This is a genomic window from Salicibibacter cibarius (assembly GCF_016495725.1).
In the GTDB taxonomy this organism is placed as follows: domain Bacteria; phylum Bacillota; class Bacilli; order Bacillales; family Marinococcaceae; genus Salicibibacter; species Salicibibacter cibarius.
In genome coordinates this window covers 651568-673771 of record NZ_CP054705.1, presented here as the reverse complement: position 1 = coordinate 673771, position 22204 = coordinate 651568, and the positions used below count along the sequence as shown (strand labels likewise).

The following is a 22204-nucleotide window of genomic DNA, read 5'->3' as shown; positions in this document are numbered from 1 at the left end:
GTCCTTAGCAGTCCTCAGGCCTGGCAACTGAGGACTCTAAAGGCTGTTTTTAAACCCGGTCAGTCCTCAGGTGCGATAGTGGAGGACTCTAAAGATGGGTTGTTGTCCTTAGCAGTCCTCAAAGAATCGGGAGATATGTGAATAGGCGTTTTGGGAAGAACTTCTGATATAGACCACTGGCCCCGCTACATTAAACATCTCCGTAGTCATTCCACCCAAGGTAGCGAATAATACATGTCACTCAACCCATCATGAAATCCCCAGCCAAGACCATCCGTATTGATCACGACATTTTGTAACCTGTCTGCAAAGTGCCGATAATAGTCTTCCTCTTCACTGCACCAACGTACGACGGAAGCATAAGCACGTTCCATACTATCGTAAAAACTTTCATTAATATCTCCATATTCGTTCGTGAAATCTACCCCGTTTTCTACATAGAAAAGGGTAAGATCGACAACTTTAAAATCATCCCCTGTCAATTTCTTGAACTTGTTAATAGCATTCTTCGCTTCCCTTAGCCGCAATTTCCCGAAGCCCTTCTCGGGAAAGAACTCGTCTTCAATCTTTGCCTTCGCTTCTTCATATAAATCATTTACCCCGTCTTCCCCGGTAAATTTTACGGATAAATATTTTTTCGCATCAGGGCTGATTTTATAAATTTCTGATATAATGCTGATCAGCTCTTTGTTGTCCAAGGTTTTCAGCTGTTTCTTCAGTTCCGTAACTTTCAGTAGACTCATTTCATTGCAACTCCTTATATGTTCGCCGTTTTTATTCTATTGATTTCCATTCCTTATTTTGATACTAGATCGCGAAGATAATCCGTGTCTGCATTCTGCTTTTTTAATTCTGTCAGCAATATTTCATGTCGGTGTTGATTCAATTGCTTTTCGTCTTTGAATTCTTCATACCTTTGCTGGTTCACTTGCTTTTCGTCCTTAAAATCTTGCCGCATTTCAGAAACAATCTTGTTGTTATCGGCTACCATTCGAATTAGCTGTTCCATATAGCCTTCCATATTTTTTAAACGCTCTTCCTGCATGGATACACCTCCCCTATGTTGTTTCATCCTATAATGCCATGATACAGAACACTAGTTCCTTTTTCAAATAGAAAAATTCTTATTTTTTATGCCCTATTTCCCGCACATATTCCTCAAATCTCTCTTCCCTCCGTTCATCCTGCAAAAACTCAGACGTCGCCAATTCCTTCAACAATGCCAACTTCTTTTCTTTCGAAACATTCATCTGAATAACCCTCCCGCGTGCCTCCTGCAAAAAAGCTAATTCGTCCCCCGCGTTCCTCGGTAGTACATGCTCAATTGCCTCCTTTACCCTTTTCGTATACGAAGGACTGGCGCCTGCAGTTGATACGCTCACCGTCAGCAACCCGTCATTAATCCGGGCCGGTATGTAAAAATTCCCCTCACCGGCATCATCAGCCAAATACACGAATTGCCGCGGGGCTTTATTTTTCTTAATCGCGCTATGTAAGTCCGGCTGGTCCGTACATAAAAACACCATATCACATAAAAACACTTCCGAAGCCACCGCCGAGCGACGTTCCCACTTGAACCCATCTTCTTGCTGCAACCTCAGCAGCTCTTCATTAAGCGTTGGGGCAACAACGACGAGCTCCCGTGCCCCTGCTTCCAATAACGGTTTTATCCTTCGGCAGGCCACCTCGCCCCCACCAACGACAACACAACTCAGTTCTCTCATTTCTAGCATAAAAGGGAGCGCGCTCATGCATACACACGCCCTCTATCGTTCAATGTTTCTTCTGTCCGCCTAGCCAAAACGCCGCTCAATCCATCGTCGGAACCGAGAAAATCACAAAGCGTATAACGGGTATCCGTCCACCCTTCACGGTCACGGAGCATCTCGCCCAACTCTTTCATCAACACCCCGGTAAACAGTAAATAAGGCAACACATACACACGCGGCGCTTCCAGTTTTTCCACTTTCGCGAGACCTTGCTCGACCGTTGGCGTTGTAGCGGCCAAAAAACATGTCTCCACATTATTACAGGCAACTTTTTCATAGATCAAGCGGGCGATTTTCGCAACATCGCTCGGCTGGTTTCCGTCGCTAGATCCCCTGCCTACGACCAACACTGTGCAGTCTTCACGCTCTTGATTTTCTCCCAATACCGGCAATCCGGCGTCTGTCAATCGACTAACAGCCACATCGATCACGTCATTTTCAATGCCAAAGGGTCTTCCGTAAGAAAATGTAACTCCAGGGTATGTGTCCTTTGCCCTTTCCAGTTCACGGGGAATATCCACGATTGCATGGGAAGCGCTTAGCAGCAATACCGGCACGACTGCAATTTTCGTCGCGCCTTGTTTTATGCACGCTTCGATGCCTTCCAAAATGGTCGGTGAAACCAATTCAATATAGGCGACTTCTTGAATCAATTCTTTTTCATAATTTTTTTTCACATGATCAATAAACATTATAAATTGCCCATTGCCTTCATTTACACGGCTTCCGTGTCCAACGTATAAAATGGCTTGCGACGTTTTCTCGAGTGCGATCGGGAATTTTTCGGTCATTACGGTGAGCATATCAGCCATCGTACCACTATAAGGGGTGGCTTCCCATTCCCCGCGATGGTTATACATATTCAGTTCGTACGTCTCGGGGTTGAATCGGGTCAGTCTCGAGCGATTGACTTTTACCCCGTCTTCCTCGGAATAGATGATGAGATGGGATCCGTGTGTTCGAACGTTAAGATGGGTAAAGCCTTGCTCATGAAGGGCGTCCTTGAGCATTGTTTTGGTCGCGCTCATGATCCGTTGAACCATTTTAAACCGCCTCCTTTTTTAATGCTTTCATGCCCTGCCTTCTCCTTCATTCACATACCGACTGAGTTCAACAACCATCGCTCCCATCCTTTCCATTGAGGGCGTGACGACCCGATTCACCCCTTCCTCAACGAGCGCTTCCGCCGTTACCTTACCGACAGCAGTGGCTATGGTTTTATTTTCCAAAAGATCGAGCAACTGCTCATGATCCCCGTTATCCTTCGCGCGGTGAAACAATGATTTTACTTGCAAACCGGTCGTAAAACAAACGGCATCATATTTATTTTCCGACACCAGCTCCCGAATAAAATGGTCCACTGCCTCATGCTCCGGGGCTTCATGAATATAAGGCAACCACGTGGTGACCGTTGCCCCCTGCTTTTCTAAAAAATGGTCTAGCACGGGCGACGGCAAACCATATTGCTGAACGATCACGTGCTTCCCGGAAAAATTAACTTCTTTCAGTTGTTCCATTAACCCTGCGGTTGTGCCATCATCCGAGCGGATATCAACATCAACATCCATTTTTTTTAAAGCCGCAACGGTTTTATATCCGCGTGCGGCGACACGAGCGGACTTTATTTTTGTCAAAAATTCATTTGTCACTCCTGCTTCATCGGCCCCCTCCATAAGTGTTGCGACACCGATGCCGGTCGTGAAAATAAACCAGTCAACGCGTTTCGGCGCCGCTTTCTCAATGGCCTGTATCACCTTCTCCTTCTCCTTCTCCTGGTTGACGGTTCCTTGCATTGGCCGTACATCACTGGTCGCTCCTTGTTTATGTAAAAGCGTCTGCATTTCATCGGTTTTGCGTGAAGCTGTTATCGCTACATGTTTCCCTTCCAAGTTCCTCATTCTCCCACACCCTCCTTCGTCCATGTTAACGCAAAAGGCCATATAACGCCAAAGTAGCGTTATATGGCCATGGGAGGCGTTATTGAAATTGAGATCCTTGCATTCCTTGGGATCCTTGAGAAGCCTGCGATCCCTGCGAGCCTTGCTGTTGTCCTTGTCCTTGCATTCCTTGGGAGCTTTGTTGTCCCATTTGATTTTGCTGGTTTTGTTGCTGCTGTTGTTGCTGTTGCTGAGACTGTTGGCTGATTTGGTCAAGTTGTTGTTCCGCCTGTTTCAAAGCCTGATTCACCTGGCTTAAAGCTTGATTGGATTGCACGGTTTGCAACCCCTGGCTAAGAATGTCTACCGCTTGTTGCATGGACTGCTGAAGTTGTTGATCCGCTTGCTGGCTCTGTTGTGTCGTTTGGTCACTGAACTGTTGCAGTTGTTGGACCAACGAATCCAACTGTTGGTTCGAAGGTTGCTGTTGACCGGATGATTGCTGACCGGACGACTGTTGATTTTGTTGTTGTTGCATTTGCTTCAGCTGCTGTTTCAACTCATGCACTTCCTCAGCAACCGCGTGATCGTTAGCTTCAACTTCGGGACGAATAACTTCGCTCATCGGAACGCCTCCAAGTGGTTTTTATTTAAAAAGATCACATGACATGATCCTTACCTTCATTAATTTTGGCTGCCTTCGATTGATTTATGCGATCCAGTACTTGCCTTTCCTTTTGTATTATTTTTTCGAAAAATATAACCAGGAACACTTGTTTTGTTTTTTGGCTTATGCTATCCTGCTTATAAGATCATTCATAATCACACCAAGGATGTGGTAAAATAATGACAAACGCGCTGCCCACACTTGTCCAGGAAGAACCTGCCCCGTACTTGGACCATGACGGCCTATGGAAAAGAGTGATCACCGATCTGTTTGAGCCATTCATGTTATTTTTGCTCCCGACCTTTACGAACAACTGGATTGGAGCAAACAGCCAGACTCCCTGGAACAGGAACTTAAGCGAACTTTCCCGGAGAAAAAAGGGACAAAATATTCGGATAAACTCATGCAAGTTCATCTGAAAGACGGAAAAGAACAGTGGATTCTTGTTCATGTGGAGGTTCAACGCGACAAAGAGGATCATTTCTCGGAGCGGATGTTTCAATATTTTTACCGTATTTTTGACAAGTATGACCAAAAAATTTACGCCATTGCCCTCCTCACCGACGCCAACCGATCGTTCCATCCCACATCATACGACTACCATTTCCACGGAACGAGTCTCACCTATGCCTACAACACCTATAAGATATGGACGAAGGATGAAAGAGCTTACTGCGATCAAATAACCCCTTTGCCCTTGTTGTATTAGCCGGTAAATACGCGTTAAAAAGTGAAAACAACGCCAATGACCGCTATCAATTCAAACGTCAGCTGTTCGATTTGATTATCCATCACAAACAATATTCGCAAGAGGAAACCACTTCATTGATATCGTTTGTCGATTTTTTACTCGCCGTGCCAGAGGAAATGAACCAAAAGCTACAAGACGAGTTTAACTCAACAGCAGAAGAGGAGGTGAACCCTATGCATAATACTTCGTTTCCCGATCCCCCTACGTTCAAACCTTTATTTGAAAGGTTGAGAAAGGAAGAAGAGGAAATAAGTGAAAGAGAAAGGCTGAAAGAAAAAAAGAAAATTGCTGAAGCAATGTTGAGTGAACGATTTCCGACGGCAACTGTTACGAGAATGACAGGTCTTAGTGAACAAGAGTTGGAGGAAATCAAAGGTCAAATGTGAGCTAAAAGAAGATAAAAGGAGATTTGATGTGAGCAAGCCTCCTTCAGCTCAAGAAATTATTAAAATGACGAGTATCACTGAAGATGACTTGGAGGAAATCAAAGATCAAAAGGGAAGTAATTAACCGCCGCTACTCCATTTTTCAGCCCTCGGATCCAAATGCACCCCCGAGGGCTTTACCCCACCATGCATTCAGCCCTCCGTTTTCGGTTCCCGCGCCAACACAACGTACACGCTCATCGGCTCGTCTCCGGTATTTTCAAGGCGAATCGTCTCTGTTTTATCGCAATGAAGCGCGTCGCCTGCCCGAATGGCATGTTCTGTTTCATCAATCTGACAGACGCCGTTACCCTCAAGAACGAGCACATACGCCTGGGCATGAGGATGCCCGTGAGTGGGAAGTTCTTGCCCGGGCATAAAGGTAAAGACGATCACCTTGCTTTTGCCGGCTTCAAACAGCGTTTGCTTTCCCAATCGATGGTCATCATATCGTTTAGCATCATGGATATTTTTCACATTCATCGGTAGATCCTCCTATAACTTTTCTGCCGTAGCTATTTGCGTCAACGGCACTTGTAACTCAACCGTTGTGCCCATTCCCGGTGCTGTCGTTAAACGCAACGCTCCATTCACGGATTTAGCCCTTTCTTCCATGCTCACCAACCCGACCCCGGAGCGAGCCTGGTTTTTCTCAAAGCCAATGCCGCTATCTTCGACTTTAACGTGAATACATTCGTCATCTTCATTTACCGCAACAGAGGCCTCATCCACGTTTGCATATTTTCGGATATTAGTCAGTGATTCCTGAACCATTCGGTAAATCGCCGTTTCAACATGATCGGGCAAGTGCCGGGTCAGCGAATAATCAAAAGAAATATGGATGTTGTAATGTTCCCTGTAACGATTAAAAAACGAGCGAAGGGCGGAGACGAGGCCAAGGTCATCGAGCACGGACGGACGGAGCTCCCACGATATTTCCCGCACTTCTTCAATGAGCGCAGAGGCTTCATCACGCAACTGTTCAATGAGTGGGTGGGCCTTCACAGCATGCAGTCGATTGATCGTAATCAGGTGGCTATATAAATTTTGCCCGATGCCATCATGCAGTTCCATCGAGAGTTTGCGCCGCTCTTCTTCCTGAACGTCCATGATTTTCATCATCGTTTGTTGCAATTCTTCCTCCACTCGTTTTCGTTCCGTAATTTCAAAACGTATGGCCAGATATTGATATGGTTTCCCCTCTTCATTTAAAAAGGGAACGATCGTCGAGTCGACCCAGTAAAAACTGCCGTCTTTTGCCTTGTTTTTTAATTCCCCGGTCCAAACGCGGCCCCTCGCGATCGTACGCCAGAGATCACGGATAAGATCTTTTGAATGATAGCCGGAATTCACGACGCGATGGTCCCGGCCAATCAATTCCTCCCGTGAATACTGCGACACTTCACAAAACTTTTTGTTCACATATTGAATGATGCCCTTTTGATCAGTAATCGCCAGAATCGTTGATTTATCAAGGGCAAATTTCGTATCCAAGAGTTCCTTGAATATTTTCTCCGGATCTGTATCGGACACGGGATAGTTTTGGGTATATTGTAAAATTAAAAGCGTATAGTTTTCCTTTTTCAGCGTAAATGAATGTTTGCGAAGAAAAAGAGGCACGCGCTCACCCTTGCTGCTTTCTCCGAACTGAAGAGCGGGCCGATCTTCTTCGAGACGATGAGGTTTGAATTTCGGTATAAGCCTTTGAATGGGTTGACCATCTAATTCTTCGGCAGAACGACTGAAAATCCTTAGCGCTTCCGGATTAATCGATTGAATCGTTGAAAGGGCATCGATGACGATCGTTGCTTCCGGTTCCGTTTTTTTATCCCTGCTCTCCATGCTCGAAAACCTCCTTTGAAACGCCAACAGCTGCTTGCTCCACTTTCTTTTTTTCCGCTGCATGGAAGTCATGAGCCGTCCGGTAACCGGCAAGCAAAACACCTGCCGCTTTCCCGTCCCTTAATATGGGAACGGAAAAGGCTGACACCAGCTTTTCTGCCAACATAATAGGGTAGTCTGTCGCTTTGCCGCGTACGTTATCGGGAAAACGGTTGATTTCCATCGCACTGCAACTGCTCATCACTTGGCCGGCGAGTCCTTTTCCATAACGAAGTTTAATACGAAAGTATTTATCGTTCGTATAGCCAACAGCGTAGGGCCAAGTAATATCGACAAGATTTTGATCTCTAAGGGCGATGCCGACGAAGTCACAACCAAGATCCGTCTTTAAATCAATAAGTTTATTGGATGGCACTGCCGAGCAATCCTTTCTTTAATGCGTAAGAAACCAACTCGGGCCTTGTTTTCATTTGCAGCTTGTCCATGAGTTTGCTTCTGTGGGCTTCCACGGTTTTTACACTAATGTAAAGCTGTTCGGCGATTTCTTTGTTCGCGTACCCTTTCGCAATCAATGTCAGGACTTCCTTTTCCCGGGCGGAAAGCTGTTGGTAAACATCCGTCCCATGCTCTTTCATTGCTCCTAAGTATTCATCCATTAACCGTTTCGTTGCGGAAGGGGTTAAATATGCTTCGCCGTTGCTGACATTTCGAATCGCTTGAATCAACTCTTCGTGAGGAGCACTCTTTAACACGCACCCGGAAGCACCGGCCTGTACCGCCCGAAATAAATATTCTTCATCATCGTGCATCGTCAAAATCAAAATCGCCGTGTCAGGGAGTTGGTTTTTTAATTCTTCCGTCGCAGATAAACCGTCTTTTCCGTGCGGCATGCTAAAGTCCATCAAAATGACATCCGGCCGCGTTTCATGCGCGTTTTCAATTGCCTCATTGCCTTCCGAGGCTTCTGAGACAACTTCCATGTCTTCGAGAGAATTCAATAACATTTTTAATCCCATGCGCACGACCGCGTGGTCATCGACTAACAGTACCCGTATCAACTGGACACCCCTCCTGTTCTTTCAGATGGATAATGACAGCATGATCTTTGTGCCCTTGCCAAGCTGGGATGAAAGTTGGAAATCGCCTTCGGCGAGACGCATTCGTTTCTTCATCGCCGCGATCCCCAAAAATTGGACATCCTTTGCATCAAACCCTTTCCCGGCGTCCTCTATCACTATTTTCAACGTTTCTTCTTCCCATGTGAACTGGAGCGAAGCCGTTGCAACTTCCGCATATTTTGCAATATTGATCAACGCTTCCTGACAAACGCGAAAAACATTTAAACTTTTTTGTTCGGACAAGATTTTTTCCGGTCCATTCGAGGAAATCTCGACAACAACGCCAAACGTTGACGTGAACAATTGGGCATAATTTTTCATCGCAGGTGTTAACCCTAATGTCGTTAGCGTAGGGGGATAAAGTTCTTCCGACAAATGACGTAATTGCAGAATCGCGCTCGACAGCTCACCTGACATTTGCAGGACATACTGTTTCAAATCCGAACCTTCGAGTGCCGATTCAATCGCGTGAAGTCCGATATGAATGCTATATAGACGTTGGCAAATGCCGTCATGAAGTTCGTCACTGACCCTTTTTAATTCTTCTTCCTGTGATTGTATCATGTAACGGCTCGCGTGTACTGTTTGCTGTTCCATAGCGTCATCTCCTCGTATCGTATTTTCATTTTCCGCTATCATTGAAGGCACCGGCGTATTGCATCCCCTCGCCTGATTCATCCCGAATGGAATTTTTGTCATGATAATGGAGCCAAATCACGAGGATCAAACTTGCCAGTGAGACTTGTGACAATGCCATAAAGCCAATGGCGTAATGCCCGGTGAGACTGTAGAGGGACGTTAAAATCAACGGCGGGAAAAAACCGCCAAGCCCGCCCATCGCGGATACAATCCCGTTGACCATCCCGGTATGTTCCGTGAAATATGACGGAACGAGTTTGAAAACGACGCCGTTTCCGATTCCGCCGCTCGCCGCGATCGCCAGGCAACCAATCGTAAACAAACCGATGGACGGGGAAAAAGCAAGGACAATCGCCGCCACGGTAAAGCCGGCAAACACAACCATTAAAAGATACATGGCATTGAAACGATCGGCGAGCCACCCGCCGATCGGCCTTAGAAGCGTGGCAAGGGCAATAAAACCTGCGGTTCGCATGCCGGCATCCACAGTCTCCAAGCTGAAATGATTGACAAGAAACGTTGGGAGGAATACTGTAAACGCCACAAATGAACCAAACGTAATAAAATAAAACAAGCTGAAAAGCCATAGTTTCTCGTTTCGGTAAACCCCTTTGATTTGTTCCGCCATCGATGTCTTTATTTTTTCTTCCTTTTTATCGCCGAAGAAAAAGGTCATGAGAATAAAAAGGCCTAAAAGCACCATATAAAGTTGAACCGTTGCTTGCCAGCCGATCGCAACCGCGATGGCCGGCGCAGAAAAAGTCGTAATCGCCGTGCCGATGTTCCCCGCGCCGTAAATGCCGTTCACTAGGCCTTGCCGCTCTTTCGGATAGTACTTCGGCAATGAAGTGACACCAACGGAAAACACCGCCCCGCCGATCCCGAGAAACAAGCCACCGATGATTAAATCAGTCAACGTAGTCGCTATGCTTATATAGTAGACAGGTAATAAGAGAAGTACGAAGCTGGCGACGAATATCGTCCGCGCCCCAAACAAATTTGTTAACCAACCCATCGGCACGCGTAAGATTGACCCCAAGATGACGGGAATGGCGGTAACCCAAGCGACTTGATTGGAGGTAAGGGCGATATCTTCTTGTATATGTGGAATTAATGAAGATATGAGCACCCATACCATGAAGCCAACGACAAAATTCGCCGTCTGTAATGGTAGCTGGATTTTTTCACGCATATACTTTCTCCTCCATTTTAATCAAATACGAAAGCCCGGTTTCCCGATCACGAGCGCACCATTCCTTGCCCGTTTGCTGCACCGTCGAGGCAAGCGGGACAGCTAAAAAAGTTCCGTCTTGAAAATAGAACCGTAAATGAGTGTGATCCGGACAGAAGGATATTTGTTCCATCGTTTTCATCACCCATGGAGCCCCCTCTCTGTTATGTTCATCGCGGATACAAACCCAGACAGGGATCTGCTCCCGTTGCAATGGTTGAAATTCTTTGCTTTCCACTGGATCAACACCCTTTTCGGATAATTTTTGTCTGTTTTCATCCTCATAACGGATAAGATGTCCTAAACTCCACATTTAGCCCGAATTCATCGTTTGATTTTTTTCTTTTTTATAGATCCACAAAGCGATCGGAAACAATAAAATATTAAGAGCAACGTAGATAAGAACGAGCGTGTATCGTTCGAAAAAAAATTGATGGACGGCCAATTGCAAAAAAACGATGTTAAGTAACAACACGAGACAAAGGGCTAGCACACCCACATAGCTACGCTTCATAACGTTTCACCTTCACTGCGTAAATGGTTCCATCCTGCACTTGCAATTCAATTTCCGGGAGCGGCCGCCTTGGCGGACCGCCCGTCGGCTCACCGGTTTCGGCGCTAAAGTATCCGTGATGGCAGGGACAGATCATTTCCCAACTTTCTTTTTCCCAGAAAACAGGACATTGAAGATGTGTGCAGGCGTTTTGGTAAGCAACATAATCGTTCTCGGCAAGCCGAATGAGGAGCGCGCTGTCATGCTCCGTCGGGTACGTAAAATCGAACGATTCACCGACCGGCACATCGGTGACATTGGCGATTTTTTGCCGCTCGTCTTCATCATCAGCAAAATTCCACAATTCCCGGGCTGCCACGCCGCCCCAAGGCAAGGAACTTACGGCGAAAACGCCTGCTGCCCCAACCATTGTTTTCATAAACCCACGCCGGTCAAGCGTCCGCTCTCTGTTGCGGTGAATATTATGCGTATAATTATCCTCTTCATAAGGTTTATTTTGCTCTGTCATTTTCGTCGCCCCCCTTTTAAAACAGTTTTTCCGTCCCCTGCAAAATACCGGGAAGATTAATTTTCACGTTCGTTTCGTTTTCCAAAGGCGGCATGCTCGCCACCCATTTGCCGTTATCCAGATCATGACGGCGCTGTTTGTTCTCGATTTCTTCTTCCGTGAGCCATTGCAATGTATTCGACGGACACACGCTGGCGCACATCGGCGGGATGTCATATTGCGTGCGATCAATGCAAAGGTCGCATTTATACATTAGGTTTTGTTCTTCATCAAATTTAGGAATGCCGTAAGGACAAGCAATCGTGCAATTTTGACAACCAATGCATTTCTCCGCCATGGCCGACAATACGGCTCCCGATTCATGAATTTGAATCGCTTGTGCCGGGCAACTGCGGGCACAAGGCGGGTCTTCACAGTGCAAACACATGAGCGGCATCGTCTGCGTGTCCACAAACGGATTGATGTCATACACATAATTGCGGTTGCGTTGTTCATGACCGCCGCATTGCGTGCAAGCCGCCAGGCAAGCGCGGCAGCCAATGCAATTTTCCAGTTCGATATACAGTCTTCTTTTCATCATGATCTACACCTTCTCAGCTTCCAATTTGTGCATGCGTACCGCGCAAACTTTGAACTCGGGCATCCTCGAGATGGGGTCAAGCGCTGCGTTCGTTAACAAGTTAATCGCTTCTTCATGGCCATAATGATAGGGGACGAACAGCGTATCCGGACGAATGGCCTCGGTGATTTTCACTTTAAACACTGTTGCCCCTCTCCGCGTCGTGAGCCGAACCGCTTCCTCGTGCGCCAATCCGTATGCGCGAGCCGTATCCGGATGCATCTCCACATAAGGCTCCGGGGCCATATCGGAGAGAAACGGAATTCGGCGGGTCTGGTTGCCGGATAAATAATGATAGACGACACGCCCGGTCGTTAAATACAGTGGGTAGTCCCCATCCGGTTCTTCGCCGGCTCCGCGGTAAGGAAGGGCGCAAATTTTTGCCTTTCCGTCGGGATGATAAAATGTCTTGTCTAGAAACATGTGAGGTGTTCCCGTGTCTTTTTCATCTATACAAGGCCAAAAGACACCATCCTGTTTATCGATTTTGTCCCAGGTTGCCCCGTAATAATCGGCGACCCCGCCTTTGGTGGCGCGCCTAAATTCATCAGCTATATCCTCAGCCGTTTGCAAATGCGTAAAATATTGTCCTCTGTCCAACCGTTCCGCAAGTTCAACTTGCATTTGCCAATCCGGCTTTGATTCTCCGATTGGTTCTTGCGCTTTGTTGATTTTAATGATCCGCCCTTCAAGATTAGTGACCGTGCCTTCATCTTCCGACCAACTTACTGCCGGCAAAATCACGTCGGCAAACTCCGCCGATTCGGATATAAAAAAGTCGGAACAGACCATAAAATCAAGGGTTTTCAATGCTTGTTTGACAAAATTGAGATTGGGCGCAGAAACGGCAGGGTTCGAGCATAATAAGTACAATCCGCGAATCTCTTTTTGCGCCATCAACTCGATCATCTCGTAAGCGGAAACGCCTTCTTCCGGCATTTCTTCCGGGTCAATGCCCCATACTTCGCTCACGGCTTTGACATTCTCCGGGTCGGTAATCTTTCTGTAGCCCGGGAGCAGATCTGATTTCTGACCGTGTTCTCGTCCGCCTTGCCCGTTCCCCTGACCGGTAAACGTAGCGACGCCGGCTTTCGGGCGCCCGATTTTCCCGGTGACGAGCGCAAGGTTCGTATAAGCCGACACGTTATCGACCCCTTTACGCTGCTGCTCAATGCCGCGTGCGAACATGACAATTGCGTTCGGGGCTTTTCCGTAAATGTGTGCGGCACGGATAATTTTATCCTTCTCTATACCGGTGATCTCACTTGTGTATTCCGGAGTGAAAGATTTCACCACTTCTTTTGTTTCTTCAAAACCGTTCGTGTGCTTTTCCACGAAAGCATCGTCTGTATCGTTATTTTTTATCAAAAGATGCAAAATGCCGTTCGCGAGCGCAAGATCCGTGCCCGGCCGTAAATCAAGGTGAATGTCGGCCCGCCTCGCGATCGGAGTTTCACGGGGATCGGCGACAATAAGGTAACCGCCTCTTGTTTGCACTTCCCAAACGCGAAACATTGACGTCGGATGGCAATCCGCTGTGTTGCTCCCGGCGATGAATAGACAATCGGTCTCGTGAATGTCGGTCCATGGCAACGTCGAGCCCCGATCGACCCCGAACGATCGTAAAAATCCGCCGGCGGCACTGGACATGCAAAAGCGTCCGTTGTAGTCGATGTATTTCGTCCCGAGCGCGACGCGCGCGAACTTACCGGTTAAATAACATTTTTCATTTGTCATTGATACGCCGCTAAACACGGAAAGGCTGTTTTTCCCGTAACGTGTTTGCAGTTGCTTGAAATTGTCGGTGATTTTATCGTAGGCTTCTTCCCAGCTCGCCTCGCGAAATCCTTCTTTCGTTCCTTTTAAAGAAGCATCATCGCGAATGAGCGGGCGGAGGATACGATCCTCATGATTCGTTTGCTGATAGGCGGTCACGCCTTTCGGGCACATTTTCCCAACCGTTACCGGCCAATCGTAACGAGGTTCCACACCAATGATTTTATTCGTTTTCGTATTCACCCTTAAGTTCATCCCGCATTGCATCCCGCAATAACTGCAATGCGTTTTTACTAACGTTTCATCGGGATGATGCATATTTTCTATATCCCGAAAAAATTTATCCTTCGGCATGCTGATTGGCCTCCTTAGCTTTGATCCCATGAGTGGGAACACCTGAAAATCTCGACAAACGGTACTTTCTGCGGCACGGCAGGCAAAGTTCGGCTAAATGGAAGCCATCCTCCATTTGAAAATCAATGTTGTTCATCTTCAGAACATCGATCACGTCATTGGACTGTTCCGTAGAAACGAAATTTTCGCCGCAAACTTTACATTTTTTCATGGATTGGTTGCCGTAATGTTCCCGATAATTTTTTGCAAAAATGCTGAGCGGACGGAAGGGCACGTGGGCAAGCTTTCCAAACGGCACATAAATCAACGTGACAATGACGGAAAACTGGTGAATGAGCGACATCGTATAATGCCCCCAGCCGTGTAAAGCAATGTTGCTGAAGGTTAAGAGCAATCCTGTGACACTGACAAACAAAAGAAGATACAACGGCAAATAATCGTAAAGAAAGCTTTGTTCAGCCCTTGCCTGCATGTTTTTCCGACGCCTGTAAATGGCCATGGCAGCGCCAATCGTCACCATCACCCCGGCAATATTCAGCCCGTTGGAAAACAGGAAGATCATAACGCCATCCGCGCTGATTTGCATAAGGTTCATTCCCATGGCGACAACGGTGTACGTGCCGTTTTCTTCCATCGTGAAATACATCCAACCGAACACGAGCGGGAAGGTGATCAGGCAGGCGAGAATCGTCCCCCATCCCAACATCACGTGCTGGATCCAGCGATAAAGGCCTCGATTCCAAATAAATCGATACGTTCCCAGATGTTCAACGGTTGTTTTCGGAGTGGAACCCAAAAACAACACACGAATTCCTTTTTTCAACAAAATTTTCGTCGGTGGCCGTTCCGACCAGGCGATAAAGCGGTAAAACATCCCGCCAAGAAACACGACCGTTCCTACCATATAGCCGTACAAATTCAAATCCACATGCGTGAACATTCGCGTGCCGATAAACGATAAAACCGCAATAGCCATGATGGTGATAAACATCGCTTTGGCAAATTTCGAAGCAAAAATATGTAAGCGTGGCCGTTGAGACCTTTTAATAGGGGTCTCATTCATTGTTTCCATATGCATTCTCCCTTGAAGTCCGTGATACTTTTATTATAGGAAGAGAGCGTCTCCGGGGGGTATTAGGGAATATCCCGATTCATCGCGGGAGACTCCCTAATTTTCTAGAGATTGGAGGTGGGATTGGTATTAGAAAACTTGGCTTTTCGCCAAGCTTTTATGGCGAAAAGCCTTAGTTGCACTTATGTAGGTAAGAAAGTTGATTTATACTTTCTTACCTACTAAAAAAAGCCCATGAGGTTGCGTAGCACCTCACAGGCTTTATTCTTCTTCATTTTCGCAAGGAAAACAATAGAGTTTGCCGTCTTTATAAACGCCGTTCAGGAAACCATCCAGACAATAGACATCTTTTTCGCATCGGGAGCACGTTCCGACCCATTCTTTCATTCGAAAACCTGCTCTACCATTTTGTCGACGTGAATCTCCATTGTATCCAACAGGGCAACATCAACATCGTCTTTATTCAAAATCATCGGCAATTCCGTGCAGCCTAAAATCAGACCGTCGAGGTTTTCTTCCCCAATCATCCGGTTAATGATTTTCAGAAACGCGTCCTTCGTGTCTTGTTTTACGATGCCATTTTCCAATTCATCCACAATTTTTTCGTGCAGAAATGCTTGTTCATGTTCCGTCGGGACGACGATTTTTTTATCGCTTGCCAAAAAAGGTTTTTTAAAAAAATCATGTTCCATCGTGAATTTCGTACCAAGCAATCCTACATTTTGCAATCCTCGCTCATCTGCTTTGGCATAGGTCGCTTCCACGATGCTGATCATCGGCACGTTGACCTGCTCGCGCACCTCATCAAAGACGATGTGCGGCGTGTTGGCCGCGATAATCACAAAATCGGCGCCGATCTCCTCCAATTTTTGCGCCGCGCCGCCGACATAATTGACTAATTCATCCATTTGATTTTCGCTAATATAATGGAAGATATTATACATGTTAATACTGTTAATAAAAAGTTCAGGCAGCACTTTATTACTGCTCACGTTTTCCTGATACATATGGATAAATGACTGGTAATAATCCACCGTCGATTCCGGTCCGAGACCGCCCACAATACCTGCGCGTTTCATCGTACCACTCCTTTGTTCATCTCCATTTTAACATACAGCGATATCTTTTCATCCACTGCCATCTGTGGAATAATGGAACAAAGAAAGGAGTGTCCCATCATGGCGTCTTCTTGCCCAATCGACCACACACCGGAACAGGTCAAAGAGAAACTGGACAACCAACACCCTTATTTACCGGAAAACATTTATGTTAAAGCCGCTCACCTGTTGAATCAGGAACAATCCCAGGAAACGTTAAACGAACTCTTCCATTTATTGAAAAAATACGACCTTGCAGAAACCCGGGAGCGAAAAGAACGAAATGAAAAAATTCTTGCCCTTGCTTAGAAGTCTTCGGTCTCCTCTGAAGGCTTCTCTTTACATAATCATGCTGACGCTATTTTCCGCCTGTTCAATGGAGGAAGACGATACCGTCGAAATTCAGGTAGCTGCAGCTAGCAGCATGCAAGATGCACTTCGGGATTTGGAAAAAGAAATCGAAAACCAAGAAGAACACATTGACGTCGTCTTTCAATTTGGCGGATCGGGATCATTGCAACGGCAAATTGAGCAAGGCGCCCCCTTCGATATTTTTTTATCGGCATCGGAAGCGGATTTCAACGCGTTAGTCGAAGCGGATAAAATCAAGCCGGAACAAGCGGAACATTTGCTGACAAACGATCTCGTTTTAATCCAACCCACGAATACAAAAACGCCCATCGACGCTGTCGAAGAGCTAACAAAAGCAAACATTGCAACCATTGCCATAGGCACTCCCGAAAGTGTACCTGCAGGAACATTCGCAAAAGAAGCGTTGGAAAACATGCACATGTGGGAGGAATTAGAAGATAACATCGTACAAGCTAGGAGCGTTCGACAAGTGCTCACGTACAATGAAGAAAACAGTGTAGATGCAGGATTTGTGTTTAAAACGGATGCAGAAGCTTCTAATCGGGTCGAAACGAGGGAGACGATTAGTGCAAATCTGCACGCTGACATTTTATACCCCATCGGCATCGTCCGTGACACGGATCATCCGGAAGCCGCTGCGAAGATTTATGATTATCTCGTCAGTGATGAAGCCAAAGACGTCTACGAAGCATATGGATACGAGGTGGTCGAAGAATGAATGAATTTTGGAGCCCGGTCTTGATCTCAGTTCAGACCGCCTTTACAGCGCTCGTCATCATCTTTGTGCTCGGCACGCTCCTCGGCCGCTGGATGTTTCGCACGCGCTTCCCGGGCAAAACGGCTGTAGAGACGCTGTTTATGCTCCCTACCGTCCTGCCGCCAACCGTTATCGGTTTTTTGTTCATTATTATTTTTGGTTCAAGCGGATGGGCAGGGCAAATCCTTGATTTCTTCTTCGAACAGTCCCTGATGTTTACATGGAGTGCAACCGTGTTCGTCGCCGTCGTTGTCGGTTTCCCTTTCATGTATCAAGCCGTCAAGACTGGAATGGGAGCAATCGAACCTGAAATCGAGGAAGCAGCACGGGTGAGCGGGGCTAATGAATGGCAAGTATTTATTTATATTTCGCTGCCATTGATTTCCCGTTCCCTCGTCACCGGTCTCATCCTCAGCTTTTCCCGGGCGCTCGGCGAATTCGGAGCCACTTTTATGTTCGCGGGCAATATTCCAGGTCGTACGCAAACGATGCCGATCGCCATCTTTACAGCGTTGGAAGCCGGGGACACGACACTTGCCTGGGCGTGGGTAATCGTGATTGTATTATTATCATTCAGTCTGTTGTTCGTTGCGCGACGCTTCGCTTAAATATAGTGTCTTTTGCTTGAGGATATACCAGGTCACGCACGCGCCGATGAAAAACAGAAGCCATTGAATGCTAATCAAAGGAATGATTAAAAAGATCGTGAAAGCCAAAGAGACCCATAAAACCACGACTGCCGTCACTTTTGCTTTTAATGGGATCCCTTTTCCTTCACGGTAATTTTTTATATAAGGGCCAAAATGTTTATTCGTGGTTAACCAGTGGTACAATTTATCTGAACTTCTAACGTAGCAAGCTGCCGCTAACAATAGAAACGGTGTTGTCGGCAACAAGGGCAGTACAATTCCGAGCACGCCTAAAGCGACTGATATTGAGCCACATATATTGAGAATGATTCGTTTCATTTCATCACCCCACTTAAAAAGGCTTCAAAATCATGAGCACAATAATGATTAAAAAGAGACTGTTGAGGACATGTTCAAAGAAAAACAGCGTTCGGGAATGAGCGTAATATGATTCCGGAATATCATCGCCTTTATGTTCGTTTAACATAGCTTTGACCGGCTTGGATCGAGGCGCCAACACGAGTGGGCCAAACGCTAAAGCGACGAGAAACAAAACTAAACTCGTGATATACCAACCTTGCTGAAAAAGCGCGGGCTGCAAAGCACCCATCCATATCCCGGTAATCAGCAGCAAAATCCCGCCAATCATGACAAACCGGTGCAATCGATGACGTAATCGAAATGCGTGGTTTAACTCCGCCATCGTCCGTGCACCACGGGTCATAAAAGTCATGGCAAACCCCGGACCCATGCCGGCGATCGCTGAAAATATATGGATAAATACGAGCCAATCGTACAAAGCCATGGTAAGCCTCCAATATTTACTCAGGACCATTTTACCATATCGCGTTATGGCCGGACCAACATTCGAAGTGAACGCTTTTTAACAATAAACAGGGCCTAAGCCAATTGCAGGGTCAACAGGGGAAGGGATAGACCTGATTCCAGACTTTATAATGCTTCATGGCGACCGCACGGAGGCGTAGTCTCTCTTTTCAGGCATCATGAACGTTTCATGGCGACCGATACGGGACACTTTCTCCAGTTTCGGGCTTCATGAGCGCTTCATGGCGACCGATACGGAGCGCTTTCTCCGATTTCGGGCTTCATGACGGCCCAACCGAAACGCGCTCCGTCCGATCTGAGCTTCATAAACGTTTTATAGCTGCCAAGATTTTAGAATCCTTAAAAAAAGACCCCCATCAGGAGTCTCTGCGATACGTAAAAAGTGTTGTTTTTCCTGCTTCAACCTCTGTTTCATTCGACAATTCCATTTGATCTTTATCCTGCCCATTCGTGATAATTATAGGGCTGATCGTGCTGGCTGCTTTTTCCTGCACTTTCTCCATATCAAACGTAACGAGGGGCGTGCCTGGCTTCACTTTATCATTTTCTTCCACGTGGCCTTCAAATCCATCGCCGTCCATCGACACGGTTTCCAATCCAATATGAATCAAAAGTTCCACACCTTGCTCTGTTTCAATGCCAACCGCGTGCTTCGTCGGAAAAATTTGCACGACTTTCCCTTTTACCGGGGCTAAAACCTTCCCATCCGACGGCTCAATGGCAACACCATCGCCCATCATTTTCTCTGAAAACGTTGGATCGGGCACGTCTTCCAGTTTGATGACTTTCCCAGACATTGGCGCGACGATCGTGTCTTCATCGGATTTACTTTTAAATAGTTTTTTTAACATTTGACAGGTCTCCCATTTTATGATGGTTTACTGTTCTTATCCCCCACTTACGGGCGGAATAAACGCCACAGTGTCTCCCTCGTTGATCACTTCATCGTCTCCTGCAAATTCTTCATTCACGGCGGTCATCGTACGCGCAAGCGAGGACACCGGATAACGGCTTTCCATCCAACGTTTCAGTTCCCTGATCGATTTTCCGGCCATATTTGCTTCGAGACGATCAGCTCCTACCTCTTCCTGAACCCGGGCGAAAAGAAGTACTTGTATCATCGATTCTCCTCCTTCTCATAGGACGTCGTTTCCCGTTGATCGCCGATCCATTGGGTCCCGTCTTCCCAAAATTCTTTTTTCCATATCGGAACCATGTCTTTGATTCGTTCCATGATATATTCATTCGCTTCATAAGCAGGTTTTCGGTGCGGGGACGAGACAGCAATAACGACCGCGATATCGGAAATGCCGAGCGTGCCTAAACGATGCGTAATGGCAACCTTTGTCCCGGGCCATTTCCTTTGCACCTTTTCACCGATTTGCGCCAACGTTTTGACCGCCATCGGCTCATAGGCTTGGTATTCCAACTGCAGCGTTTTTTTACCCGCGGTCATTTCCCGTACGGTTCCAATGAACGTTGCAATCGCCCCGCAATTTCGATCAACGACCTTATCAATCACCTGTTGTACGTCGATAGATTCCCACGTTAAATTAAACAAATTTGAATGCATCGCTATCCTCCACTTTGCTTACGATCCAATGCATATAATCGCGCGATGACGCATCGAGAGAAAAAGAGGGCAGCTCTGTTTGCGGTTTTTCTCCCCGATACAGCACGCAACAAACATTGGTAAGTTCAGATAAAATACCCCAGTCTTCACGGCCGCGCAGCAAGACGGCTTTGGGATAATTCGCGTGTTTCCAGCCTTCCACAAGAATCACATCAGGTCCAAATCCCACCTGAACACGCAATAATTGCTCCAATGACCATCCATTTTGCACCGCGGACAACCGTAAAACACCATCCCCCTCGACCGCGGAGAGACTAGCACCTGCCCGGGAAAAACGTTCGCTATCCGTTGAAGGTTCCGGGGCGGCCGGCCCCCCCCATGACCGTGATGTTTCAAGGCCGCCACGTGCATCTCCCGAGCAGAAAATGCTTTCACCAATTCTTCCATTAATGTCGTTTTCCCGCTATTTTTATAACCTACGACTTGTAAGACGCGACACTGCTGTCCCATGGCCATTCGCTTCCTTTATGATCCTCCAGCAAGAAAATATCCACATCCATTCCCGCCTCATACCCGCGGCTGCCACCCGGAAGCGCAATCAAAACATCGGCCCCGGCGATAGAAGTCACGGATCCCGATTTATCGAGACCGCCGGGCTTCGCCACAAAACGTCCGTCATCCTCTTCCAACGTTGCCCGCACGAAGCGGGTGAATGGATTCGGTTTTGGATAATCTTTGCCGAGCGTTGCTTTCGTCCTTTTTAAATGCGGTTTCTCGGAAAAAAGAGACCGGCGCAGAACTGGGCGAACAAATAGTTCAAAGCCAACAAAGCAAGCACTTGGATTTCCGGATAGCCCAAAGAACAATTTTTTGTCTATGTCAGCGACCGTCGTAACGCTTCCCGGACGCATCGCCACTTTATTAAACAAAGGATGTCCGCCTAGGTGTTCAATAATGTCGGGAACATAATCATAATCCCCGACCGAAGCGCCGCCGGTTGTAATCAACATGTCCACATCTTGCAAAGCGCGCGAAACCGCTTCAATGCAGGCATCCAAATCATCCGGCAATTTCCCTAAAAGCACCGGTTCCCCGCCTGCCCGCTCGACTTGGGCTGCCATCATATACGCGTTGCTATTACGGATTTTTCCCGGTTCCAACGGTTCATGAACCTCCAGCAGCTCGCTCCCCGTCGCGATAATACCTACGCGCGGACGAATTGCCACAGGCACCTCCGCGTACCCAAACGTGGCAAGCAAAGCGATAACGCCGGGATCGATCGATGTCCCTTTGGGAACAAGCCGGGCTCCCTTTTCGGTATCTTCCCCTTGAAAAGAAATATTGTCGCCGGGGGAAAACGCACGCTTGATGGCGATGATCTCTTCACTATTTTCGTCAATGAGCTCCAGCATCACGACCGCGTCACAACCGTCAGGTATTTGTGCGCCTGTCATGATACGCACGGCTTCCCCTTCTTGTACTTCACGAGGGAATACCTCCCCCGCACCGATTTCCCCGGCAACTCGGAAATAAATAGGGCGATTTCTGTTCGCCCCCGCGCTATCTGCGGCACGGATGGCAAAACCGTCATACGGCGAGCGATCAAACGACGGCACATCATGGTCGGCCACGAGGTCTTCGGCTAGTATACGCCTGTAGCTGTTCGCGAGGGGGATCGTTTCTTTCTTCGCTTCATTGCCGCCGACATTCATGACGGCTTGTACCGCTTCTGCCACCGGCATCGGCTTTCGCTTTTCTACCATCGCCG

Annotated in this window: 31 protein-coding genes; 5 read left to right on the top strand and 26 right to left on the bottom strand. The window is 47.1% G+C overall.

Annotated elements, in window-relative coordinates; translation table 11 throughout:
- Window positions 1-206: 206 nt before the first annotated feature.
- From HUG15_RS03555 to HUG15_RS03530, 6 genes are all read right to left on the bottom strand, one after another.
- Window positions 207-743: a DUF6155 family protein gene (locus HUG15_RS03555; protein ID WP_200127076.1), complete on the bottom strand. Its 537-nt coding sequence runs from the start codon at window positions 741-743 to the stop codon at window positions 207-209.
- Window positions 744-796: 53 nt separating this feature from the next.
- Window positions 797-1045, bottom strand: coding sequence for a hypothetical protein (locus HUG15_RS03550; RefSeq protein ID WP_200127074.1), 249 nt, complete (start codon window positions 1043-1045; stop codon window positions 797-799).
- Between the two features lie 79 nt (window positions 1046-1124).
- Window positions 1125-1751, bottom strand: coding sequence for a precorrin-2 dehydrogenase/sirohydrochlorin ferrochelatase family protein (locus HUG15_RS03545; RefSeq protein ID WP_200127072.1), 627 nt, complete (start codon window positions 1749-1751; stop codon window positions 1125-1127).
- Entirely contained in the window at window positions 1748-2812 is a 1065-nt protein-coding gene (locus tag HUG15_RS03540) for a sirohydrochlorin chelatase (protein ID WP_246516473.1), read from the bottom strand. The genes HUG15_RS03545 and HUG15_RS03540 overlap by 4 nt, the downstream gene beginning before the upstream one ends.
- A gap of 27 nt (window positions 2813-2839) precedes the next feature.
- Window positions 2840-3667 carry a uroporphyrinogen-III synthase gene (locus tag HUG15_RS03535; protein ID WP_200127070.1) on the bottom strand — a complete coding sequence of 276 codons (828 nt, stop codon included), beginning with the start codon at window positions 3665-3667 and terminating at the stop codon, window positions 2840-2842.
- Window positions 3668-3746: 79 nt separating this feature from the next.
- Window positions 3747-4271 (bottom strand): hypothetical protein, encoded by a 525-nt coding sequence (locus HUG15_RS03530; RefSeq protein WP_200127068.1) that lies wholly within the window; start codon window positions 4269-4271, stop codon window positions 3747-3749.
- A 445-nt stretch (window positions 4272-4716) separates the two neighbouring features.
- Here HUG15_RS03530 and HUG15_RS03525 point away from each other — a divergent pair, with 445 nt between their 5' ends.
- Both HUG15_RS03525 and HUG15_RS03520 read left to right on the top strand, forming a co-directional pair.
- Window positions 4717-5022 (top strand): hypothetical protein, encoded by a 306-nt coding sequence (locus HUG15_RS03525; protein WP_200127066.1) that lies wholly within the window; start codon window positions 4717-4719, stop codon window positions 5020-5022.
- 116 nt (window positions 5023-5138) lie between these two features.
- On the top strand, window positions 5139-5450 hold the full coding sequence (locus tag HUG15_RS03520; protein ID WP_200127064.1) for a hypothetical protein: 312 nt from the start codon (window positions 5139-5141) through the stop codon (window positions 5448-5450).
- A 192-nt stretch (window positions 5451-5642) separates the two neighbouring features.
- Here the strand turns inward: HUG15_RS03520 and HUG15_RS03515 are convergent, their stop codons facing one another.
- From HUG15_RS03515 to HUG15_RS03455, 13 genes are all read right to left on the bottom strand, one after another.
- A complete protein-coding gene (locus tag HUG15_RS03515; protein WP_200127062.1) occupies window positions 5643-5972 on the bottom strand; it encodes a cupin domain-containing protein in 330 nt (109 codons plus the stop codon).
- Window positions 5973-5984: 12 nt separating this feature from the next.
- Window positions 5985-7331, bottom strand: a complete 1347-nt coding sequence (locus HUG15_RS03510; RefSeq protein WP_200127060.1) for a sensor histidine kinase — start codon at window positions 7329-7331, stop codon at window positions 5985-5987.
- Window positions 7315-7746: a GAF domain-containing protein gene (locus HUG15_RS03505; protein ID WP_200127058.1), complete on the bottom strand. Its 432-nt coding sequence runs from the start codon at window positions 7744-7746 to the stop codon at window positions 7315-7317. Before HUG15_RS03505 ends, HUG15_RS03510 begins: the two co-directional genes overlap by 17 nt.
- Window positions 7733-8389: a response regulator transcription factor gene (locus HUG15_RS03500; protein WP_281393589.1), complete on the bottom strand. Its 657-nt coding sequence runs from the start codon at window positions 8387-8389 to the stop codon at window positions 7733-7735. Before HUG15_RS03500 ends, HUG15_RS03505 begins: the two co-directional genes overlap by 14 nt.
- A 21-nt stretch (window positions 8390-8410) precedes the next feature.
- Entirely contained in the window at window positions 8411-9046 is a 636-nt protein-coding gene (locus tag HUG15_RS03495; protein WP_200127056.1) for a sensor histidine kinase, read from the bottom strand.
- A 25-nt stretch (window positions 9047-9071) separates the two neighbouring features.
- Window positions 9072-10280, bottom strand: a complete 1209-nt coding sequence (locus tag HUG15_RS03490; protein WP_200127054.1) for a nitrate/nitrite transporter — start codon at window positions 10278-10280, stop codon at window positions 9072-9074.
- Window positions 10273-10557 (bottom strand): hypothetical protein, encoded by a 285-nt coding sequence (locus tag HUG15_RS03485; RefSeq protein ID WP_211202337.1) that lies wholly within the window; start codon window positions 10555-10557, stop codon window positions 10273-10275. Before HUG15_RS03485 ends, HUG15_RS03490 begins: the two co-directional genes overlap by 8 nt.
- Before the next feature lie 75 nt (window positions 10558-10632).
- Window positions 10633-10833, bottom strand: a complete 201-nt coding sequence (locus HUG15_RS03480) for a hypothetical protein (RefSeq protein ID WP_200127050.1) — start codon at window positions 10831-10833, stop codon at window positions 10633-10635.
- On the bottom strand, window positions 10823-11341 hold the full coding sequence (locus HUG15_RS03475; RefSeq protein ID WP_200127048.1) for a Rieske 2Fe-2S domain-containing protein: 519 nt from the start codon (window positions 11339-11341) through the stop codon (window positions 10823-10825). Before HUG15_RS03475 ends, HUG15_RS03480 begins: the two co-directional genes overlap by 11 nt.
- Window positions 11342-11357: 16 nt before the next feature.
- A complete protein-coding gene (locus HUG15_RS03470) occupies window positions 11358-11918 on the bottom strand; it encodes a 4Fe-4S dicluster domain-containing protein (protein ID WP_200128818.1) in 561 nt (186 codons plus the stop codon).
- A 6-nt stretch (window positions 11919-11924) separates the two neighbouring features.
- Complete coding sequence (locus tag HUG15_RS03465) at window positions 11925-14090, bottom strand: molybdopterin oxidoreductase family protein (RefSeq protein ID WP_200127046.1); 2166 nt, start codon at window positions 14088-14090, stop codon at window positions 11925-11927.
- Window positions 14077-15153 (bottom strand): hypothetical protein, encoded by a 1077-nt coding sequence (locus tag HUG15_RS03460; RefSeq protein WP_200128817.1) that lies wholly within the window; start codon window positions 15151-15153, stop codon window positions 14077-14079. The genes HUG15_RS03465 and HUG15_RS03460 overlap by 14 nt, the downstream gene beginning before the upstream one ends.
- Window positions 15154-15545: 392 nt before the next feature.
- Window positions 15546-16241, bottom strand: coding sequence for an aspartate/glutamate racemase family protein (locus HUG15_RS03455; RefSeq protein WP_200127044.1), 696 nt, complete (start codon window positions 16239-16241; stop codon window positions 15546-15548).
- A gap of 99 nt (window positions 16242-16340) precedes the next feature.
- On the opposite strand from HUG15_RS03455, the gene HUG15_RS03450 reads away from it, so the two are divergent.
- The 3 genes from HUG15_RS03450 to modB are packed head-to-tail and all read left to right on the top strand — an operon-like array spanning window position 16341 to window position 17996.
- A complete protein-coding gene (locus HUG15_RS03450; protein ID WP_200127042.1) occupies window positions 16341-16568 on the top strand; it encodes a group-specific protein in 228 nt (75 codons plus the stop codon).
- Complete coding sequence (gene modA / locus HUG15_RS03445; RefSeq protein WP_211202336.1) at window positions 16543-17349, top strand: molybdate ABC transporter substrate-binding protein; 807 nt, start codon at window positions 16543-16545, stop codon at window positions 17347-17349. Before HUG15_RS03450 ends, modA begins: the two co-directional genes overlap by 26 nt.
- On the top strand, window positions 17346-17996 hold the full coding sequence (gene modB / locus HUG15_RS03440) for a molybdate ABC transporter permease subunit (protein WP_200127040.1): 651 nt from the start codon (window positions 17346-17348) through the stop codon (window positions 17994-17996). Before modA ends, modB begins: the two co-directional genes overlap by 4 nt.
- Here modB and HUG15_RS03435 read toward each other — a convergent pair.
- The 7 genes from HUG15_RS03435 to HUG15_RS03400 form a co-directional block, all read right to left on the bottom strand.
- Entirely contained in the window at window positions 17958-18356 is a 399-nt protein-coding gene (locus tag HUG15_RS03435; protein ID WP_200127039.1) for a YbaN family protein, read from the bottom strand. The two genes, modB and HUG15_RS03435, sit on opposite strands and share 39 nt — an antisense overlap.
- A 13-nt stretch (window positions 18357-18369) precedes the next feature.
- Window positions 18370-18822 (bottom strand): DUF2269 domain-containing protein, encoded by a 453-nt coding sequence (locus HUG15_RS03430; RefSeq protein WP_200127038.1) that lies wholly within the window; start codon window positions 18820-18822, stop codon window positions 18370-18372.
- Between the two features lie 397 nt (window positions 18823-19219).
- A complete protein-coding gene (locus HUG15_RS03425; RefSeq protein WP_200127037.1) occupies window positions 19220-19714 on the bottom strand; it encodes a PTS sugar transporter subunit IIA in 495 nt (164 codons plus the stop codon).
- 36 nt (window positions 19715-19750) lie between these two features.
- Window positions 19751-19984: a molybdopterin converting factor subunit 1 gene (gene moaD, locus HUG15_RS03420; protein WP_200127036.1), complete on the bottom strand. Its 234-nt coding sequence runs from the start codon at window positions 19982-19984 to the stop codon at window positions 19751-19753.
- Window positions 19981-20436, bottom strand: coding sequence for a molybdenum cofactor biosynthesis protein MoaE (locus HUG15_RS03415; RefSeq protein WP_200127034.1), 456 nt, complete (start codon window positions 20434-20436; stop codon window positions 19981-19983). Before HUG15_RS03415 ends, moaD begins: the two co-directional genes overlap by 4 nt.
- A complete protein-coding gene (locus HUG15_RS22810; RefSeq protein ID WP_281393618.1) occupies window positions 20417-20863 on the bottom strand; it encodes a molybdopterin-guanine dinucleotide biosynthesis protein B in 447 nt (148 codons plus the stop codon). Before HUG15_RS22810 ends, HUG15_RS03415 begins: the two co-directional genes overlap by 20 nt.
- Window positions 20864-20912: 49 nt before the next feature.
- Window positions 20913-22199, bottom strand: a complete 1287-nt coding sequence (locus tag HUG15_RS03400; RefSeq protein WP_200127030.1) for a molybdopterin molybdotransferase MoeA — start codon at window positions 22197-22199, stop codon at window positions 20913-20915.
- Window positions 22200-22204: the final 5 nt, after the last annotated feature.

Bases quoted from the DNA above. Each gene is read 5' to 3' on its own strand.
- HUG15_RS03550 (WP_200127074.1), bottom strand. From the start codon at position 1,045: ATGCAGGAAGAGCGTTTAAAAAATATGGAAGGCTATATGGAACAGCTA.
- HUG15_RS03495 (WP_200127056.1), bottom strand. From the start codon at position 9,046: ATGGAACAGCAAACAGTACACGCGAGCCGTTACATGATACAATCACAG.
- HUG15_RS03540 (WP_246516473.1), bottom strand. From the start codon at position 2,812: ATGGTTCAACGGATCATGAGCGCGACCAAAACAATGCTCAAGGACGCC.
- HUG15_RS03425 (WP_200127037.1), bottom strand. From the start codon at position 19,714: ATGTTAAAAAAACTATTTAAAAGTAAATCCGATGAAGACACGATCGTC.
- HUG15_RS03525 (WP_200127066.1), top strand. From the start codon at position 4,717: ATGCAAGTTCATCTGAAAGACGGAAAAGAACAGTGGATTCTTGTTCAT.
- HUG15_RS03415 (WP_200127034.1), bottom strand. From the start codon at position 20,436: ATGCATTCAAATTTGTTTAATTTAACGTGGGAATCTATCGACGTACAA.
- HUG15_RS03450 (WP_200127042.1), top strand. From the start codon at position 16,341: ATGGCGTCTTCTTGCCCAATCGACCACACACCGGAACAGGTCAAAGAG.
- moaD (WP_200127036.1), bottom strand. From the start codon at position 19,984: ATGATACAAGTACTTCTTTTCGCCCGGGTTCAGGAAGAGGTAGGAGCT.
- HUG15_RS03455 (WP_200127044.1), bottom strand. From the start codon at position 16,241: ATGAAACGCGCAGGTATTGTGGGCGGTCTCGGACCGGAATCGACGGTG.
- HUG15_RS03400 (WP_200127030.1), bottom strand. From the start codon at position 22,199: ATGGTAGAAAAGCGAAAGCCGATGCCGGTGGCAGAAGCGGTACAAGCC.
- HUG15_RS03470 (WP_200128818.1), bottom strand. From the start codon at position 11,918: ATGAAAAGAAGACTGTATATCGAACTGGAAAATTGCATTGGCTGCCGC.
- HUG15_RS03480 (WP_200127050.1), bottom strand. From the start codon at position 10,833: ATGAAGCGTAGCTATGTGGGTGTGCTAGCCCTTTGTCTCGTGTTGTTA.
- modB (WP_200127040.1), top strand. From the start codon at position 17,346: ATGAATGAATTTTGGAGCCCGGTCTTGATCTCAGTTCAGACCGCCTTT.
- HUG15_RS03510 (WP_200127060.1), bottom strand. From the start codon at position 7,331: ATGGAGAGCAGGGATAAAAAAACGGAACCGGAAGCAACGATCGTCATC.
- HUG15_RS03555 (WP_200127076.1), bottom strand. From the start codon at position 743: ATGAGTCTACTGAAAGTTACGGAACTGAAGAAACAGCTGAAAACCTTG.
- modA (WP_211202336.1), top strand. From the start codon at position 16,543: ATGAAAAAATTCTTGCCCTTGCTTAGAAGTCTTCGGTCTCCTCTGAAG.
- HUG15_RS03430 (WP_200127038.1), bottom strand. From the start codon at position 18,822: ATGGCTTTGTACGATTGGCTCGTATTTATCCATATATTTTCAGCGATC.
- HUG15_RS03545 (WP_200127072.1), bottom strand. From the start codon at position 1,751: ATGAGCGCGCTCCCTTTTATGCTAGAAATGAGAGAACTGAGTTGTGTT.
- HUG15_RS03535 (WP_200127070.1), bottom strand. From the start codon at position 3,667: ATGAGGAACTTGGAAGGGAAACATGTAGCGATAACAGCTTCACGCAAA.
- HUG15_RS03490 (WP_200127054.1), bottom strand. From the start codon at position 10,280: ATGCGTGAAAAAATCCAGCTACCATTACAGACGGCGAATTTTGTCGTT.
- HUG15_RS03435 (WP_200127039.1), bottom strand. From the start codon at position 18,356: ATGAAACGAATCATTCTCAATATATGTGGCTCAATATCAGTCGCTTTA.
- HUG15_RS03475 (WP_200127048.1), bottom strand. From the start codon at position 11,341: ATGACAGAGCAAAATAAACCTTATGAAGAGGATAATTATACGCATAAT.
- HUG15_RS03460 (WP_200128817.1), bottom strand. From the start codon at position 15,153: ATGAATGAGACCCCTATTAAAAGGTCTCAACGGCCACGCTTACATATT.
- HUG15_RS03465 (WP_200127046.1), bottom strand. From the start codon at position 14,090: ATGCCGAAGGATAAATTTTTTCGGGATATAGAAAATATGCATCATCCC.
- HUG15_RS03530 (WP_200127068.1), bottom strand. From the start codon at position 4,271: ATGAGCGAAGTTATTCGTCCCGAAGTTGAAGCTAACGATCACGCGGTT.
- HUG15_RS03515 (WP_200127062.1), bottom strand. From the start codon at position 5,972: ATGAATGTGAAAAATATCCATGATGCTAAACGATATGATGACCATCGA.